16 protein-coding genes and 1 pseudogene are annotated in these 17,676 nt (G+C 69.5%); 12 read left to right on the top strand and 5 right to left on the bottom strand.

Features of this window, described 5'->3' with window-relative positions:
- From BST28156_RS25930 to BST28156_RS25915, 4 genes and pseudogenes are all read left to right on the top strand, one after another.
- Window positions 1-414 (top strand): annotated as a pseudogene (locus BST28156_RS25930) (CheR family methyltransferase); the annotation flags it as partial.
- A 46-nt stretch (window positions 415-460) separates the two neighbouring features.
- A complete protein-coding gene (locus tag BST28156_RS25925; RefSeq protein ID WP_060245778.1) occupies window positions 461-1,192 on the top strand; it encodes a chemotaxis protein CheW in 732 nt (243 codons plus the stop codon).
- Complete coding sequence (locus tag BST28156_RS25920) at window positions 1,189-3,510, top strand: hybrid sensor histidine kinase/response regulator (protein WP_060245779.1); 2,322 nt, start codon at window positions 1,189-1,191, stop codon at window positions 3,508-3,510. The genes BST28156_RS25925 and BST28156_RS25920 overlap by 4 nt, the downstream gene beginning before the upstream one ends.
- On the top strand, window positions 3,507-4,529 hold the full coding sequence (locus tag BST28156_RS25915) for a chemotaxis response regulator protein-glutamate methylesterase (protein WP_174903715.1): 1,023 nt from the start codon (window positions 3,507-3,509) through the stop codon (window positions 4,527-4,529). The genes BST28156_RS25920 and BST28156_RS25915 overlap by 4 nt, the downstream gene beginning before the upstream one ends.
- Before the next feature lie 158 nt (window positions 4,530-4,687).
- On the opposite strand, the gene BST28156_RS25910 is transcribed toward BST28156_RS25915, so the two are convergent.
- Complete coding sequence (locus tag BST28156_RS25910) at window positions 4,688-6,562, bottom strand: ABC transporter ATP-binding protein (RefSeq protein WP_174903714.1); 1,875 nt, start codon at window positions 6,560-6,562, stop codon at window positions 4,688-4,690.
- Between the two features lie 394 nt (window positions 6,563-6,956).
- On the opposite strand from BST28156_RS25910, the gene BST28156_RS25905 reads away from it, so the two are divergent.
- Window positions 6,957-7,838, top strand: a complete 882-nt coding sequence (locus BST28156_RS25905; RefSeq protein ID WP_060245782.1) for a Dyp-type peroxidase — start codon at window positions 6,957-6,959, stop codon at window positions 7,836-7,838.
- A gap of 141 nt (window positions 7,839-7,979) precedes the next feature.
- Here BST28156_RS25905 and BST28156_RS25900 read toward each other — a convergent pair whose 3' ends face one another.
- Complete coding sequence (locus BST28156_RS25900) at window positions 7,980-8,381, bottom strand: OsmC family protein (RefSeq protein ID WP_060245783.1); 402 nt, start codon at window positions 8,379-8,381, stop codon at window positions 7,980-7,982.
- Between the two features lie 417 nt (window positions 8,382-8,798).
- On the opposite strand from BST28156_RS25900, the gene BST28156_RS25895 reads away from it, so the two are divergent.
- The 6 genes from BST28156_RS25895 (at window position 8,799) to BST28156_RS25870 (ending at window position 14,459) form a co-directional block, all read left to right on the top strand.
- Window positions 8,799-9,866 (top strand): helix-turn-helix domain-containing protein, encoded by a 1,068-nt coding sequence (locus BST28156_RS25895; protein WP_174903713.1) that lies wholly within the window; start codon window positions 8,799-8,801, stop codon window positions 9,864-9,866.
- Window positions 9,815-11,131: an Nramp family divalent metal transporter gene (locus BST28156_RS25890; RefSeq protein ID WP_174903712.1), complete on the top strand. Its 1,317-nt coding sequence runs from the start codon at window positions 9,815-9,817 to the stop codon at window positions 11,129-11,131. The genes BST28156_RS25895 and BST28156_RS25890 overlap by 52 nt, the downstream gene beginning before the upstream one ends.
- Before the next feature lie 81 nt (window positions 11,132-11,212).
- Window positions 11,213-11,803 carry a phosphatase PAP2 family protein gene (locus BST28156_RS25885; RefSeq protein ID WP_174903711.1) on the top strand — a complete coding sequence of 197 codons (591 nt, stop codon included), beginning with the start codon at window positions 11,213-11,215 and terminating at the stop codon, window positions 11,801-11,803.
- 106 nt (window positions 11,804-11,909) lie between these two features.
- On the top strand, window positions 11,910-12,698 hold the full coding sequence (locus BST28156_RS25880) for an SDR family oxidoreductase (protein WP_174903710.1): 789 nt from the start codon (window positions 11,910-11,912) through the stop codon (window positions 12,696-12,698).
- 34 nt (window positions 12,699-12,732) lie between these two features.
- Entirely contained in the window at window positions 12,733-13,749 is a 1,017-nt protein-coding gene (locus tag BST28156_RS25875) for an NADP-dependent oxidoreductase (protein WP_174903709.1), read from the top strand.
- A gap of 194 nt (window positions 13,750-13,943) precedes the next feature.
- Complete coding sequence (locus tag BST28156_RS25870; protein WP_367651238.1) at window positions 13,944-14,459, top strand: thioesterase; 516 nt, start codon at window positions 13,944-13,946, stop codon at window positions 14,457-14,459.
- A 60-nt stretch (window positions 14,460-14,519) separates the two neighbouring features.
- Here BST28156_RS25870 and BST28156_RS25865 read toward each other — a convergent pair whose 3' ends face one another.
- The 3 genes from BST28156_RS25865 to BST28156_RS25855 form a co-directional block, all read right to left on the bottom strand.
- On the bottom strand, window positions 14,520-15,572 hold the full coding sequence (locus BST28156_RS25865) for an AI-2E family transporter (RefSeq protein WP_060245789.1): 1,053 nt from the start codon (window positions 15,570-15,572) through the stop codon (window positions 14,520-14,522).
- Between the two features lie 234 nt (window positions 15,573-15,806).
- Window positions 15,807-16,391, bottom strand: a complete 585-nt coding sequence (locus BST28156_RS25860) for a BPSL1445 family SYLF domain-containing lipoprotein (protein WP_009688019.1) — start codon at window positions 16,389-16,391, stop codon at window positions 15,807-15,809.
- A gap of 55 nt (window positions 16,392-16,446) precedes the next feature.
- Window positions 16,447-16,833, bottom strand: a complete 387-nt coding sequence (locus BST28156_RS25855; RefSeq protein ID WP_174903708.1) for an ElaB/YgaM/YqjD family protein — start codon at window positions 16,831-16,833, stop codon at window positions 16,447-16,449.
- 388 nt (window positions 16,834-17,221) lie between these two features.
- On the opposite strand from BST28156_RS25855, the gene BST28156_RS25850 reads away from it, so the two are divergent.
- Window positions 17,222-17,575 (top strand): YciI family protein, encoded by a 354-nt coding sequence (locus BST28156_RS25850; protein ID WP_174903707.1) that lies wholly within the window; start codon window positions 17,222-17,224, stop codon window positions 17,573-17,575.
- The last annotated feature ends 101 nt before the right edge of the window (window positions 17,576-17,676 follow it).

Below are 17,676 nucleotides of genomic sequence, written 5' to 3'. Positions count from 1 at the left end.
TGGCGCGCCGACACGCCGTCGCCGTTCCCGGCGCCGCCCGTGCTGCCGACGGCATTCGACCGCACGCCGGCCGTGCTGCCGGCGGACACGGCCGAGCCGGTCGCCGACGTCGTCGCGCCGACGCTCGAGCATGCGCAGGCGCTCGCGAACGCGGGCGCGTTCGACGAGGCCGAGCGCGTGCTCGCGCAGTTCTCGGCGCGCGTCGGGCCGCATGCCGACGCGTTCTACCTGAACGGGCTGATCGCCGACGCGCGCGGGCGCGCCGCGGAAGCCGGCGACTTCTATCGCAAGGCGCTGTATCTGCGGCCCACGCACCACGAGGCGCTGACGCATCTTGCGACGCTGCTCGACGTCGGCGGCGATCGCGCCGGCGCACAATGGCTGCTCGAGCGTGCGCGGCGCTCGGCGGGATAAACATGAATACGGGTGGGGGCCAACATCGGGATGACCAGAGGAACACATGAACCGCGACGCCGTTGCGCCTGACGACACGACGATCGACGTCGACGATTGCTGGAACCGGATCGGCACGCGCGGCGACCGCTCGTGCGAGCGGCTGGCCGACTGCCTGCGCTGCCTGAACTGTCCGGTCTACGCGTATCACGCGGCGAAGCTGCTCGAACGGCCGCTCGGCGCCGCCGAGATGGCCGAGGCCGCGCGCCGGATGAGCGGCTTCGACCCGGCGCACGCGGCCGACGGCGACACGCGCCATGCGGCGCTGGCGTTTCGCGTCGCCGACGAATGGCTCGCGCTGCCGATCGGCGTGCTGCGCGAGATCGCCGGCACGCGCCCGATTCATTCGCTGCCGCATCGCCGTCATTCGGCCGTGCGCGGCGTGGTCAATATTCGCGGCACGCTGCGCATCGCGATCTCGATCGGCGCGCTGCTCGGCCTCGATGCCGGCGGTGACGGCGGCAGCGGCGGGCGCGCTGGCAGCGGCACGCGCGGCCGCGACGACAGCCGGTTCACGCGGCTGCTGGTCGCCGCGCATCATGGCGAGCCGGTCGTGTTCCCGGTCGACGAAGTCGAGGGCGTGCTGCGCTTCGGCGCCTCCGACTGGGTGCCGGTGCCCGCGACGGTCGGGCGCGCGAGTGCGGGCCTGTCGCGCGGCGTGCTGTCGTGGCGCGGCAAGTCGGTGGGCCTGCTGGACGACGACCGCCTGTTCGACGCGGTGACACGGAGCATGCGATGAGCGGCGACGACGACCTGAGCCATCTGTCGCTGCTCGAGCTGTATCGCGAGGAAACGCGCACGCAGACGCAGGCGCTGTCCGAGCGCCTGCTCGCGCTCGAATCCGGCGAACCCGATTCCGTCGCGCTGGAAGCGTGCATGCGCGCCGCGCATTCGCTGAAGGGCGCCGCGCGCATCGTCGGCGTGCCGCTCGGCGTCGATATCGCCGGGCGCATGGAGGAGTGCTTCGTCGCCGCGCAGGCCGGCACGATCGCGCTGACGGCCGCGCACGTCGACGTGCTGCTGGCCGGCGTCGACCTGCTGGTGCGGGTGGCCGATCCGCAGGCGCAGCCCGTGTCGCCGGCCGAGATCGACGCGTTCGCGGCCGCGCTGAAGGGCGCCGACGGCGCGCAGACGATGCAGATGCAGGCGGCGGCGCCGCCGTCGTCGCCACCGTCGCAGCCGCCGCCCGTCGTGCCGTACCGCGAGCACGACGGCGCCGCGAACGAGTCCGTCGGCGCGGGCGCACCGATGCCGCCGCTGGCCGTGTCGGGCGCGATTCCCGATCCGGTCCAGGCCGGCCGTGCGGCCGGCGCGGGCGCGATGCGCCGCGTGCGCGCGGACACGCTGAACCGGCTGCTGAGCCTGTCGGGCGAATCGCTGGTCGAATCGCGCTGGCTCAAGCCGTTCGCCGAATCGATGCTGCGCGTGAAGCGCGCGCAGCGCGACGCCGCGCGCGCGCTGGACCTGGTGTACGAGCAGTTCACCGACGATCTCGACGCGGGCGTGCTCGCGTCGATGAACGAAGTGCGGCACATGCTGAACGACCTGCAGCGCTCGTTCGCCGAGCGGATGGACGAGTTCGACCGCTTCGAGCGGCGCAGCACGCATATCGCCGAGCAGCTGTACGACGAGGCGCTGCAATGCCGGATGCGGCCGTTCGGCGACGCGACGCGCGCGTATCCGCGCATCGTTCGCGATCTCGCGCGCTCGCTCGGCAAGCAGGTGCGCTTCTCGATCGTCGGCGAGGGCACGCAGGTCGACCGCGACATCCTCGACCTGCTCGACGCGCCGCTCGGCCATCTGCTGCGCAATGCGATCGATCACGGCGTCGATTCGCCCGACGCGCGGCGCGCGCGCGGCAAGCCGGTCGAGGCGAGCGTGACGCTGGAAGCGCGTCACAGCGCGGGCTCGCTGCTGGTCAGCGTGATCGACGACGGCCCGGGCGTCGACATGGACGCGCTGCGCGCGGCCGTCGTGCGCCAGCGCCTGACCGACGACGAGACGGCCGCGCGGCTGTCCGATCCGGAACTGCTCGAATTCCTGCTGCTGCCGGGCTTCTCGATGCGCGACGCGGTCACCGACGTGTCGGGCCGCGGCGTCGGCCTCGATGCCGTACAGGAGATGGTGCGCGGCGTGCGCGGCGCGGTGCGGATCTTCAACGAACCGGGCGCGGGGATGCGCTTCGTGCTGCAGCTGCCGCTCACGCTGTCGGTGATCCGCAGCCTGCTGGTCGAGGTCGGCGGCGAGCCGTATGCGTTTCCGCTCGCGCACGTGCGCCGCACGCTCGAACTCGCGCTCGACGACATCGACGTGCTCGAAGGGCAGCCGCATTTTCCGTTCGACGGCCGGCGTGCGGGCCTCGTCGCCGCGCACCAGCTGCTCGACGCGGGCGAGCCCGATGCGGCGCGCGCGAGCACGGCGGTCGTGGTGGTCGGCGGCGAGCCCGAGCTGTACGGCGTCGCGGTCGACCGGTTCCTCGGCGAACGGATGCTGGTCGTGCAGCCGCTCGACAGCCGCCTGCACAAGATCCAGAACATCGCGGCCGGCGCGCTGCTCGAAAACGGCGATCCGGTGCTGATCGTCGACGTCGAGGACCTGATCCGCTCGGTCGACAAGCTGGTGCGCGGCGGCCAGCTCGCGAAGCTGATGCACAACCCGCAGCTCGCGCTGGCCGACCGCCGCCGCCGCGTGCTGGTCGTCGACGATTCGCTGACGGTGCGCGAACTCGAGCGCAAGCTGCTGGAAAAGCGCGGCTACGACGTGACCGTCGCGGTCGACGGGATGGACGGCTGGAACGCGGTGCGCAGCGACGCGTTCGACCTCGTCGTCACCGACGTCGACATGCCGCGCATGGACGGCATCGAGCTCGTCACGCTGATCAAGAACGATCCGATGCTGCAGCGCGTGCCGGTGATGATCGTATCGTACAAGGATCGCGACGAGGATCGCCGCCGCGGGCTCGACGCCGGCGCCGACTACTACCTCGCGAAGAGCAGCTTCCACGACGAGGCGCTGCTCGATGCGGTGCACGACCTGATCGGAGACGCGCGCGGATGAACATCGGCATCGTCAACGATCTGCCGCTGGCGGTCGAGGCGCTGCGGCGCGTGATCGCGCTGCGGCCCGACCATCGCGTGCTGTGGGTGGCGACCGACGGCGACGAGGCCGTGGATTTCTGCGTCGCGCAGCCGCCGGACCTCGTGCTGATGGATCTGGTGATGCCGAAGGTCGACGGCGTGGCCGCGACGCGCGCGATCATGGCGCGCGCGCCGTGCGCGATCCTGATCGTGACCGCGAGCGTCAGCGCGAACACGTCGTCGGTGTACGAGGCGATGGGCGCGGGCGCGCTCGACGCGGTCGATACGCCGACGCTCGCGCTCGGCCTCGCGAGCGATGCGTCGCCGCAGCCGCTGCTCGCGAAGATCGACCAGATCGGCCGCCTGCTCGAAAGCCGCACGGCGGCGCTTGTGCCGCCGGGGCCGACGCCCGCGCCGGGCCAGCCGACGCTCGTCGCGATCGGCGCGTCGGCGGGCGGGCCGACCGCACTGACCGCGCTGCTGCGCGTGCTGCCGGCCGATTTCCCGGCCGCGATCGTGATCGTCCAGCACGTCGACCAGGCGTTCGCGCTCGGCATGGCCGAGTGGCTCGACGGCTATACGCGGCTGCCGGTGCGCGTCGCGCGGCAGGGCTACGTGCCGCGCGCGGGCGAGGTGCTGCTCGCGGCGACCAACGATCACCTGTACCTGTCGCCGCGCGGCGTGCTCGGCTATACGCGCCATCCGGCCGACACGCCGTACCGGCCGTCGATCGACGTGTTCTTCAACAGCGTCGCCGACGGCTGGCAGGGCGACGCGCTCGGCGTGCTGCTGACGGGAATGGGCCGCGACGGCGCGCTCGGGCTGAAGGCGATGCGCGCGAAGGGCTGCTACACGATCGCGCAGGACGAGGCGACCAGCGCCGTCTACGGGATGCCGAAGGCGGCCGCCGCGATCGGCGCGGCGTCGGCGATCCTGCCGCTCGACCGGATCGCGCCTCAGCTGATTTCGCGCGTGACGCGCTGCGCGTCGCGCGGCTAGATCCCCTCGGTCATCCGTTCTCCGGGCATGCGGATGGCGTCTGCATCCGATCCGGCCCGGCAGGCGAAAAAAAGGCCGTGCGCACTGCACGGCCTCGTTGCCGACGACGATCCGGTCGGCGCCGGCGGCTGCAAACGCCACCGCCGGGCCGTGCGTCGTCACACCTGCGCCGGCTCGCCGAGCGGGCCGGCCGAATCGTCGGCCGAGTCGTCGGCCGTACGGCGCGGCGTGTCGATCAGCCCCTTCGCCAGCTCCAGCGCCTGCCGCTCGAACAGGCGCCGGTACACGCCGCCGTCGATGCGGATCAGCGCATCGTGGTTGCCTTCCTCGATCACCTTGCCGCGATCGAGCACCAGCAGGCGATCGAGCGCGCGCACGGTCGACAGCCGATGGGCGACCACCAGCGTCGTGCGTCCGACCATCAGCCGCTCCATCGCCTGCTGGATCAGCACCTCGCTTTCGCTGTCGAGGCTCGACGTCGCTTCGTCGAGGATCAGGATCGGCGCGTCGGCGAGGAACGCGCGCGCGATCGCGACGCGCTGGCGTTCGCCGCCCGACAGCTTGATCCCGCGCTCGCCGACCAGCGTGTCGTAACCGTCCGGCAGCGCCGCGATGAAGTCGTGCGCGCTGGCGAGCCGCGCGGCGCGCTCGATGTCGGCGCGGCTCGCATCCGGACGCGCATACGCGATGTTCTCCGCTAGCGTGCGATGGAACAGCACGGGCTCCTGCTGGACGATCGCGATCTGGCTGCGCAGCGAATCCTGCCGCACCCGTGCGATGTCCTGCCCGTCGATCGTGATGCGGCCGCCCGACACGTCGTACAGGCGCTGGATCAGCTTGATGAACGTGGTCTTGCCGGAGCCCGAATGGCCGACGAGGCCCACGCGCTCGCCCGGCGCGATGCGCATCGAGAAGTCGTCGTACAGCGGCACCGGATGGTTGCCGTAGCGGAACGTCACGTGCTCGAAGCGGATCTCGCCTTCGCCGATGCGGATCGCGGGCGCGCCGGGACGATCGTCGATGCCGAGCGGCTGGCGCTCCAGCGCGACGAGTTCCTCCATGTCGTTGACCGAGCGCTGCAGGTTGCGGATATGCATTCCGACATCGCGCAGGTAGCCCTGCAGCATGAAGAACATCGTCAGCGAGAACGCGATGTCGCCGACGCTCGCCTCGTCGTTCGCCCACAGCCGCAGCGCGACGCCGATCATCGCCGCCTGCATCGCGACGAGCATCGCGCCCTGCAGCCCGCCGTTGAGCGTGCCGCGCACCCAGGTGCGGCGCGTGCGCTGCCGCCACTTGCCGATCACGCGCGACAGCCGCGCTTCCTCGCGCATTTCCGCGCCGAACGCCTTGACGACCGCGTTGCAGCTCACCGCGTCGGCGAGCGCGCCGCCCATCCGCGTGTCCCACAGGTTGCCGAGCCGCGCGGCCGGCGCGACGATGCCGAGCGACACGGCGACCGTCACCGAGATGTACAGCAGCGAGCCCGCGCCGACGACGAGCCCCATCACCGGCCAGTGCGTGCCGAGCAGCACGGTCGCGCCGACCAGCATCGTCACCGACGGCAGCAGCGCGATCAGCACCGTGTCGTTCAGCAGGTCGAGCGCCCAGATCCCGCGCGTGATCTTGCGCACGGTCGAGCCTGCGAAGCTGTTCGCGTGCCAGTCGGTCGAGAAGCGCTGCACGCGGTGGAACGACGCGGCGGCGATCTCGCTCATCATCTTCAGCGTGAGCGCGATGATGTTCAGGTAGACGCCTTGCCGCAGCAGCGTCGCGCCGATGCCGAGCGCGGCCAGCGTACCGAATGCGACGATCGCCGCATGCCATGCGGCGGCGCGGTCGACCACGCCGCTCGACAGCGCGTCGACGAGGCGGCCGGCGAACAGCGGCGTGAGCACGTCGGCGACGGCGGCGAGCAGCGCGAGCGACGCGACCGTGACGATGCGCAGCGGCTGCCTGCGCCAGTAGCGGAACGTGAAGCCGAAGACGGCGCGGAACGCCTGGCCGCCCGGACGGGTGGTTTTCTGGGTCATGTATCGTTGCCCGGCGCATCGCGCGACGGGACTTTCCGGTTCGGAGAACAAACGCAACAGCCGGAACCGCACGGATGACGCGCGGCGGAACGAAAACGGGCTGTCGGGAAAATGCGCGGGCCGGCGGTTAGTGAAACATCCGGGAGCCGGCGCAGACGGCAGGCTGGATCAGCTGTGCCGTGGGACCACGTTCGGGAAGGCTGCTGGCATTCGGAACATCTGCACCTCCCTGAAGTGAACGGTTTGAAAGGACGTCGAAAAGACGTGCAAGGATTCTATCAGCAGTGTCCGATCCGCCGCAACGTCCGACGAATGCGGCGTTGCGGCGTCGATACGGTTAGTATTCAGGGTTTCGGCCCTTCTTGCTTCACCACGAACCATTCCTGAGGAAACGATGAGCGACGTTCAGCAAGGCATCCTGGCCCCGATCGACACGGCGGCCCGATACCTGACCTTCACGATTTCGAACGACGGCGACGTGGCGGCGGCGCTGGCCGCGCTGCGCGAGATCGTCGACGGGCGCGACACGGTCGTCGGTTTCGGGCATTCGCTGGCGCTGCACCTCGACCGTCGGATTCCGGGCCTGACCGACTATCCGGCGTTCGCGGTGAAGGACCGCGTGCTGCCGGCGACGCCGGCCGACGTGTGGGTCTGGCTGCGCGCCGACGATCGCGGCGAGATCGTGCTGCGCGCGCGGGCGATCGAACGCGCGCTCGCGCCCGCATTCACGCTGCAGGATGCCGTCGACGGGTTCCGTTATTCGAACGATCGCGACCTGTCCGGCTACGAGGACGGCACCGAGAACCCGACCGGCGACGATGCGGTGGCCGCCGCGATCGTCGCGGGGCAGGGCGCGGGGCTCGACGGCGCGAGCTTCGTCGCGGTCCAGCAGTGGCTGCACGACTTCGACCGGATGGAGCGCATCGCGTCCGCCGACATGGACAACATCGTCGGCCGCCGCCGGTCGGACAACGAGGAACTCGACGACGCGCCCGAATCCGCGCACGTGAAGCGCACCGCGCAGGAAAGTTTCGAGCCCGAAGCATTCATGCTGCGCCGTTCGTCGCCGTGGTCCGACGCGCGCCGCGCGGGCCTCTACTTCGTCGCGTTCGGCAATTCGTTCCGCGCGTTCGACGTGCAGATGCGCCGGATGAGCGGCGCGGACGACGGGATCGTCGACGGCCTGTTCCGTTTCACGCGGCCGCTGACGGGCGCGTATTTCTGGTGCCCGCCGATGAAGGGCGGCAAGCTGGATCTGTCCGCGCTCGGGCTGTAAGCGCAGGATACGCAGTCAATCACGAACGGGCGGGCCGCGCGATGCGCGGGCCCGCCCGTTGTGCATTTCGTCGATCGCCGGTGACGCCGGCGGCGTTTGCGGCGCGGTTGCGTTCGCGCGCCGCACGCCGCGCGGTGCACGTCACTTCAGCGTCGTCTCGATTCGCGTGCCGCGCTTGATGAACAGCGTGACGGGCGTCTTCTCGCAGATTTCCGCGAGACGCGCGCGCTGCGCATCGTCGAGCGCGCCGTCGAGCGTGACGATGCGCCGCACGTACTGCAGGCCTTCGCGATCCGCATGCAGCTCGGTGCGCACGTCGATGCGCACGGCCGGCCACGACTTGCGCTGCATGTACATGCGCAGCGTCGCGGCGGTGCACTGCGCGAGGCCGGCCAGCACGAACTCGTACGGCGCCGGCCCGGCATCGCGGCCGCCTTCGCGCTCGGCTTCGTCGCCGGTCAGCGCATGCGAGCCGGCCTGCAGGCGAACTACATAGTCGGGTGCATCGGCATCGAGGACGGCGGTGGCATGGATCGGCGGCATCGCGAATCTCCGTGGGAGGGAAAGCGGGCGCCGCAGCGCGGCTGCGACGTGCGGAGCCGTCAGCATACCGTTTCGATCGACATCGCGTATGCAACGTGCAACGAAGCGCGGCGGCGATGCGGTGCATGCGACCCGCGCCGCGGGAATTCAGCAGCGGCATACCAGCGGCCTGCGACAACCTGTAGTAATCCGCCATCATGCTGTCCGAGTCGGCCAATTCGCGCCCCGCGCGCGACCCGTTCGGCTAAGATGCCGTCGCTTCATATTTCGAGATAGCCGTCCTGTCGCCTGAATTCAAAATCCAATACAAGCCAGACAGCTCGATGGCAATAAAAGAAGTCGGAACGAGCGGGGGCTTGGCACGTGGATGCAGCAGATCAGCGGTGGGTCGTTGTCTATTTGAGCACGGGGTTTTCGTTGACCCAGGCCGCGTGTCTCGGCGAGGCTTTCAATCTGGCGAATCGCCTGCACGCGTTCGGTGCGGGTTATCAACTGAAGTACGTCTCCGAAAGCGGCGGGCTGCTGCAATCGTCGTCCGGCGTGCGGATCGCGACCGAAGCGCTTAACGACGAACACGCCAGGCGCGTGCTCGCGTTCTTTCATCTGCACGGCGAGTGTGCCGCGGTCAACTGGAGCGACGCGCTGCGCCGCCGGCTGGCCGAGGTGCGCGAACGCGCGCGCTCGATCGTCGATGCGATGGACCTGCCGGCGCTGGCGGCGGCGCAGCACGCATCGGCGACGCCCGCGCGGCCGGCCGGACGGCGTCGCGCGGCGGCCGCGACCGAACTGCAGGCGGCCGCGACCGAACTGCAGGCGGTCGAGACCGACGTGTTCGCCGCCGCGCTCGACATGTTCCGCGTCGACCTCGGCGACAGCGCCGCGCAGGAGATCGCCTGCAACCTGCTGCGGCCGGTCGAGCAGCGCTATGCGCAGTCGATGTGGGCGTTCCGCGAACTGAGCGCGAGCCCGTCGATCCGGACGGCGGCGCAGCGTCTGCGCGCGCAGAGCGTGAACCGCATCTCGGTCGTGGACGTCGCGCAGGCGGTCGCGATGAGCGAGCGCAATTTCCTGCGGCGCTTCAAGAACGAGATCGGCGTGACGCCGACCGAGTTCGTGCAGCATGTGCGGCTCGAGCGCGCGTGCCACATGCTGGTCCATACGATGCTGCCGGCCGACAAGGTCGCGCGCCGCACCGGTTTCGGCAGCGGCGAGCGGCTGGCGAAGCTGTTCCGCCAGCGCCTGCTGATGTCGCCGACCGAATTTCGCATGGCCGAGCGGGAAAAGATCCTCGCCAACGGCGGCGCATCGCCGGACGGCGCAGGCGAGCCGGCAGCGCACGCGCACGACGCCGAACGGCCGCGCCGCGGCACGCGGGAGAAAACGGGACGGATACCCGTAAAATCGGCCTATCGCGATTTCGACTCCCGGCTTCCATGCGCTTCCTCCCCTCTACCGCCACAGCCCCGTTCTGTCCGTCGGAAGTAAAGGGCAGCATCACGATCGACGCTGGCGCGCCGCGCTGGCTGAAGCTCAAGCGCTTCTTCGGGCCGGGCCTGCTGGTCGCGATCGGCTACATGGACCCCGGCAACTGGGCGACCGATATCCAGGCCGGCTCGCAGTTCGGCTATGCGCTGCTGTGGGTCGTCGCGTTCTCGAGCCTCGCGGCGATCTTCCTGCAGATGCTCGCCGCGCGGCTCGGCCTCGTCGCCGGCAAGGATCTCGCGCAGGCCAGCTACGACCGCTACGGCCCGTTCGGGCGTGCGGTTCAATGGGTGACGGCCGAGGTGTCGATCATCGCGTGCGACATCGCGGAAGTGCTCGGCTGCGCGCTCGCGTTCAAGCTGCTGCTCGGCGTGCCGCTCGCGTGGGGCATCGTGCTGACCGCGCTCGACACGGTGGTCGTGCTCGGGTTGCAGGGCAAGGGCTTCCGGCAGATCGAGGCGATCGTGCTCGGGCTGATCGCGACGATGGCGTTCTGCTTCGTCGCGCAGGTCGCGATCACGCCGCCCGACTGGCATGCGGTGGCAAGAGGGCTCGTGCCCGGCGATCCGGGGCACGACCGCAAGGACGCGATCGTGCTCGCGCTCGGCATCGTCGGCGCGACGATCATGCCGCACAACCTGTATCTGCATTCGTCGGTCGTGCAGACGCGGCGCGTGGTCGGCGGCGCGCGCGGCGCGATTCGCGACACGCTTGCCGTCGTGCGCATCGACACCTGCGTGTCGCTGTTCGTCGCGATGCTCGTCAACGCGGCGATCCTGGTCGTCGCGGCCGCGGCCTTCCATGCGACCGGGCAGACCCACGTCACCGACATCGAGCAGGCCTACCAGCTGATTACGCCGATCGCGGGCGGCGCGGCCGCGCTGCTGTTCGGCGTCGCACTGCTCGCATCCGGGCAAAGCTCGACGCTGACGGGCACGATCGCGGGCCAGGTGATCATGGACGGCTTCCTGCACATGAAGATCCCGTGCTATCAGCGCCGGCTGATCACGCGCGGCCTTGCGCTGGTGCCCGCGCTGATCGGCGTGCTGTGGCTCGGCGACAATTCGGTCGGACAGCTGCTGGTCTGGAGCCAGGTGCTGCTGAGCCTGCAGCTGCCGTTCGCGATGTGGCCGCTGATCCGCTCGGTCGGCGATCGCGCGACGATGGGCGAACACGCGATCGACCGCGGCACGCGCGCAGTCGCGTGGGCGCTGTTCGTCGTCATCACGGGCACCAACCTGCTGCTGATTACCGGTGTCGCGGGCTGATACAGCCTGACACAGGCTGACACAGACGCCCTTCGCGCATGCGTTAAACTGCGGCCTTTCAGCCGTGGTTCGAAGTGCGTTATGTGGAGTGAAATCAGCAACATCGGCGATGCCGCGTTGACCCTGCCGATCGCCCTGACGTGCGCGGCGTGGCTCGCGCTGTCGAACTGGCGGCTCGCGCTGCGCTGGGTCGCGCTGCTGGCGGCCGGCATGGTGCTGGTCGGCGCGACCAAGATTCTCTATGCGGGCTGCGGCGTCGCGCTCCCCGCGTTCGATTTCCGCGTGATCAGCGGCCATACGATGCTGTCGACGTCGGTGTGGACCGTCGCGCTGTCGATGCTGTGGCAGGCGTTCCGTCCGGGCCGCGCGCCCGGCGTCGCGGCGGGCCTGCTCGCCGGCGCGGCGACGGCCGTCGCGCGCGTCTTCGATCATTCGCACACGATTCCCGAGGTCGTCGCCGGCTGGCTGCTCGGCGCGCTGGTCGCGTTCGCGTTCCTGCATGCGTACGCTCGCGCGCAAAAGACGCCGTTTTCGCCGCGCCTCGCGGCCGTGTGCCTGTTTCTGGTGTCCGGCATCGCTTACGGGCATCGCGCGCCGTTCCAGCAGATGATCGATACGCATTCGCCGCAGCTGTGCGCGTTCGTGCGGTCGACGCCGGCCGACCGGTTCTGACCGCGGCGGTTCTTCCACGGTGGCCGACGGCGCGCAGCGCGGCCGGTCCGGCCGTCACGGTCGCGGTCACGAACCGCGACGACGATTCACGACAGGAGCAGCTTCGATGACAGTCGTTTCCCCGCGCCTCGCAGGCAAGTGCGCATACATCACGGGCGCCGCCGGCGGCCTCGGCCGCGCAATCGCGCGCCGCATGGTCGAGCAGGGCGCGCGCGTGTTCCTGACCGATATCGCCGACGCGGCCGCTATCGACGCACTCGCGCAGGAACTCAACGCGGGGCGCGCGGACACGGTCGCGTTCGCCGCCGTGCAGGACGTGCGCGACGAAGCGCGCTGGCAGGCGCTGCTCGCACAGGCGAACGAAGCGATGGGCGGGCTGTCGGTGCTCGTCAACAACGCGGGCGTCGGTTCGGTCGCCGCGCCCGCGCAGGTCGAACTCGACGAATGGCGGCGCGTGATGGCGATCAACGTCGAAAGCATCGTGCTCGGCTGCAAGCATGCGCTGCCGTACCTGAGCGCGAGCCGCCCCGCGTCGATCGTCAATATCTCGTCGGTCGCCGCGTTCAAGGTCGAGCCGGACTACACCGCGTACAACGCGTCGAAGGCGGCGGTCGCATCGTTGACGAAGTCGGTCGCGATCGACTGCGCGCGGCGCGAGCTCGACGTGCGCTGCAATTCGATCCACCCGGCGTTCATCCGCACGGGGATCGTCGAGCCGCTGTTCCAGGCGCTCGGCGAACGCGACGCCGCGCGCAAGCTCGCGCGCGGCATTCCGCTGCGCCGGCTTGGCGAGCCGGACGACGTCGCGCATGCGGCCGTCTATCTCGCGTCCGACGAGAGCCGCTTCATGACCGCCGCCGAACTCGTGATCGACGGCGGCATGTGCGCGGTCTGAGTCCGTTGCGCGGGCCAACCAGGAGGAGCCGATCGTGTCGACACCCGTGAATCGCCAGCTGTTGCTGAAGACGCGCCCGGAAGGACGCGTCGGCCGCGAACATTTCTCGCTCGTCGAGGCGCCGGTGCCGGCGCTCGCGGACGGCGAAGTGCTCGTGCGCGTGCTGTACCTGTCGATGGACCCGACCAACCGCGTGTGGATGAGCGACGTGCCGCAGTACCTGCCGCCCGTCGCGATCGGCGAAGTGATGCGCGCGCTCGGCATCGGGCGCGTGGTCGCGTCGCGGCACGCCGGTTTCGCCGAAGGCGATCTCGTGCAGGGGCTCGTCGGCTGGCAGGACTATGCGGTGGTGCCGGCCGAGCACGCCGCGCAGCTCGTGAAGCTGCCCGCGGACTCGGGGCTGCCGCTGCCGACGCTGCTCGGCGCGTGCGGGATGAGCGGCCAGACCGCGTACTACGGGCTGACGGAAATCGCGCCGGTGCAGCCGGGCGAGACGCTGGTCGTGTCGGCGGCGGCCGGCTCGGTCGGCTCGATCGCCGGGCAGATCGGCAAGATCCACGGCGCGCGCGTGGTCGGCATCGCGGGCGGGCGGGACAAGTGCCGCTACCTGACCGACACGCTCGGCTTCGACGCGGCCGTCGACTACAAGGCCGACGACTTCCGCCAGCAGCTGAAGGCGGCGACGCCGGACGGCGTGCACGTCGATTTCGAGAACGTCGGCGGCGACGTGATGCGCGCGGTGCTGTCGCGGATGGTGATCGGCGGGCGCGTCGCGCTGTGCGGCGTGATCTCGAACTACAACAGCGGCCGCGCGGCGGACGACGTCGGCGTGCTGATCTCGAAGCGGCTGACGATGCGCGGCTTCCTGATCCTCGACTACCGCAACGGCCGCGAAGCCGTGCGTACGCTCGCGGGCTGGTTGCGCGACGGGCGGCTGAAGGCCGAGGAAACCGTCGCGGACGGTCTCGAAAACGCGCCCGACGTGCTCAATCGCCTGTTCGACGGCGACCATCGCGGCAAGCTCGTGCTGCGCGTCGATCCGGATGCGTGAGCATATGCCGGCTTCGCCGGCGGCGCGGACTCCGGTGCAGAACGATACGAGTCAGATCAGACAAGCAGCGATTTAGAACTTGTCCCATATATTGTCCCGGCGTCTCTCTCTAAAGTAGTTGCCAGCAAACGAAGCGGTGTGACGGATGCGTCACGCCGCTTTTTTTCTGGTTGCACGGCAGAAGGAGGCGGAACATGCGGATCACGCAGAAGCGGACGGAAGGGGAAGCGGGCGATCGCGCGACGCGGCGCATCGGCGCTGCCCTGCGGATCACGATTGCGGGCGTGGGCGTCGCCTGCGCGATGTCCGGCGCGGGTGCGGCCGGGCCGGTCGGCTCGAACGGCGTGGTGCGGTTTACCGGCGCACTCGTCGAGCGCTACGACGTGGGGTTCGAAACGCCGCCGGCGGCGATCATGGAAGGGAGAAATGCGTCGGGCGGCGCGACGGCGACGCTGCATTTCGATGCGCACGGCCGGCGTCTGCCCGGTGCGCATGTCGCGCTGCTCGGGCTCGACGGCGCGCCGCTTGGCCGACCGGAGCGATCGGGCATTCGCGCGACGTGGCGCGATGCGGCGGACGGGCGTGCCGTGTCGCTGCCGTCGGACGGCGTCCATCGGGTCGGTCCGTACGGCGGATCGCTGATGCTCGCCGCAGCGGACCGGGCGGCCGGCGCGCCGGAGCCGGTCGTGATCCGCATTCGTCACCCGTGACCGGCTGCGTCCGGCTGCGCGCCGGGCGCGATGCGCGCGGCATCGCCGACGCGCCGCGCGTCACTCGCCCTGTTCGGCGCGCGCGTAGATGTCCCAGCTCGCCATGAACAGCGCGGCGACCAGCGGCCCGATCACGAAGCCGTTGATGCCGAACAGCGCCATGCCGCCGAGCGTCGAGATCAGCACGACCCAGTCGGGCATCTTCGTGTCCTTGCCGACGAGGATCGGGCGCAGCAGGTTGTCGACGAGGCCGATCACGCCGACGCAGAACGCGACGAGAATCACGCATTTCCAGATCGCGCCCGTCATCAGGAAGTAGAGCGCGGCCGGCACCCACACGAGGCTCGCGCCGATCGCCGGCAGCAGCGACAGGAACGCCATCAGCGCGCCCCACAGCACGACGCCCTGGATGCCGAGAATCCAGAAGATCAGCCCGCCGAGCGCCCCCTGCACGAGCGCGACCGCGATGTTGCCTTTCACGGTTGCGCGCACGACCGTCGTGAACTTCGCCAGCAGCAGGTTCTTGTGCTCTTCGTCGAGCGGCAGCGCGCGGCGCACGCGGCGGCCGATTTCGCCGCCGTCGCGCAGCAGGAAGAACACCATGTACAGCATCACGCCGAAACTGACGATGAACTGGAACGTGTTCTGGCCGATGCTGAGCGCCTGCGACGCCGCGAACTGGCTGATCTGCGCGGCGCCGTCGGTCAGCTTCTTCTGGATGCCGGGGATATTGGTCAGCCCGTATTTCTGCAGCAGGTGCTGGATCGATGACGGCAGCGCGTGGATGATGTCCTGGAAGTATTGCGAATAGTTAGGTTGCGCGTCCTTGAGTTCCTGGTACACATACGCGATTTCCTGCACCAGCGTCGCGGTGACGAACACCAGCGGCAGGATCACGATCAGGATGATCAGCGTCATCGTCACCAGCGCGGCCAGGTTGCGGCGCTTGCCGAAGCGCGCGGCGAGCCAGCGCTGCACGGGCTGGAACAGGATCGCGAGAATGGTGCCCCAGAACACGGCTCCGGAGAACGGCGCGAGGATTCCGCAGAGTCCGACGGTGACCGCGAACAGCAGGAAGTAGAAGAATTTTTGGTGGTCGTGTCCGCTATCCATGGGTGGCGTTCGCGCAGATTGATGCGTGGTTGGATTGAATCTCGCCGCTCCGTGTGCGATCGGCTCGCAAACGTCACGGATGCGCGGCAAAACGCGCGCAGGGCGGCCCGATCGGCAGTATGCCCGCAAACAGTGCCGCCATAAACGGTGGCGGCATCGCGGCCGTCGCGCGCCGATACAAAAACGCCGCGGCCGGGGCCGCGGCGCTGCCGCAAGGCGGACGCGCGGCGCGCGTCAGATGTTGAGCTTCGTGACCTTGGTGCCGTTCACCGACAGGTCGCCCATCAGCCCGGCGTTGGTCAGGACCAGCACCTCGACCGGCGCGGTGGCCGTGGTCGTGTCGACCGCGCCGTTCGCGCCGACCTTGACGACCGCGACCGACGCGTCGGCGCCGGCCGACCAGCCGTCCGATTTGCGGAAGGAGTCGAGCGCATCCTGCGTCATGAACAGGAACACGATCGCCTTCGACTGCGCGCCGGCCTGCAGGCCGACCGACAGCGACGACGTGTTGTAGTAGCCGACCGTGCTGCCGCCGACGCGCAGCGCGCCGTTGCCCGACTGGCCGCCGACGATGAAGCCGGCTTGCAGCACGCTCGGGAACACGAGCACGCCGCGCGCCTTCGCGACGAGTTCGCGCGAGCCCTGTACCGTCGAATAGAGGCGCGACAGCGTCGCATTGACGTTGGCGTCGATCGACTGGCGCTTCGAGGCGCTGGCCGATGCGCTTTCGGGCCGGTCCGGCGTGGTCGTGCAGCCGGCGAGGGCGAGGCTGCCGAGCATCACCGCGGCGGCGGCCTTCATGGCGAGGGACTTCTGCATGGCGGTTCTCCTTTGTGATCGGATAGAGGACGAACGGGACAGCCGGCCCCGTTCTTCAACGGCGGGCAAGGAGCAGGCCCGCAACGAACGCGAGGCCGGCGACGACGCCCGCGGTCTGCCACGGGTTGTCGTGCACGACCTGCGACACGCGTTCGGCCGAATCGCGCAGCCGGGCGGCCGCGTTGCCCGACGCGTGGTCGAGCGCGCTGCGCGCTTCGTCGAGCCGCGACTGCACGCGCTTGCGCAGCGCGGCGATATCGCCGTCGCCGTCGTTCTTCAGCAGATCTTCCAGTTCGTCGACCAGCCCGCGCAGATCGTCCTGCACGTCCGCATGCAGGTCGCGGGCGGCGGAGCGCGTCGAGCGTCCCACGCGCCGGCCGGTGCGGCGGACTTCGGACAACCCGCGGTCCAGCTTGTGTTCGATCGAGTCGGTGAGCGCCATGGTGTTTATCCTCCTTTGTTCAAGGCAAAATTGAAGATAAGACGAATCGCAACAACCTATGTGATTCAACTAACTCAATTGAGTTTCGAGACAAATTTTCAATTCGTCCGCCGGCTTGCCGGAAAGCCCCGTGCGGCGGGGCTCCGCAGCGGTTGAAAAAATTCCCGGTCGGGCACGGCCGCTGTCGTTCGAAATGAAAGTCCGGTAAATATGGCGTCGCCGCACGTATCAGGTAAATAGTGCCATTGCAGTAGAGGCGGTGATGCAATTGCACTAACGCCTTTTTGCGGTGGCGCAGGATTTGTGCCCGACAGGCGGGCCGCGGCGGCGGCCGGGCCGCGCACCGCGCATCGGATGCGCGGCATGCCGGTCCTTACAGGAGACATCCATGTCCTACATGCTATTGATTGTCGAACCGGTCGGCCAGCGCGCCGAACGCACGCTCGAGGAGGGGCAGGCGCTCTACGCGAGCATGGTCGCGTTCGCCGAGACGCTGAAGGCGCGCGGCGTGCTGCGCGCGGTCGAGTCGCTGGAGCGCGCCGAGCACGGCGCGCGCGTGCAGATGCGCGACGGCGAGACGCGCCTGCTCGACGGTCCGTTCGCGGAAGCGAAGGAGATGATCGGCGGTTTTTTCATCGTCGATGTCGATACGCGCGACGAGGCGATCGAGATCGCGCGCCAGTGCCCGGCCGCCCAATGGTGCACGGTCGAGGTGCGCGCGGTCGGCCCGTGCTTCCTGTAGGCACGCCGGCTAGGTATTTACCCTGATGCGTCGCGCCGCGTGTCGATCCGGTCGCGTTCCGCGCGTCGTCCAGACAAGGCGCCGATGAGCGCGCGCCTTCA

Origin of the sequence: Burkholderia pseudomultivorans, assembly GCF_902499075.1 — a bacterium.
GTDB lineage: Bacteria > Pseudomonadota > Gammaproteobacteria > Burkholderiales > Burkholderiaceae > Burkholderia > Burkholderia pseudomultivorans.
Note: the sequence above shows the minus strand (reverse complement) of the source record. Positions and strands in the feature narration are given on the sequence as shown.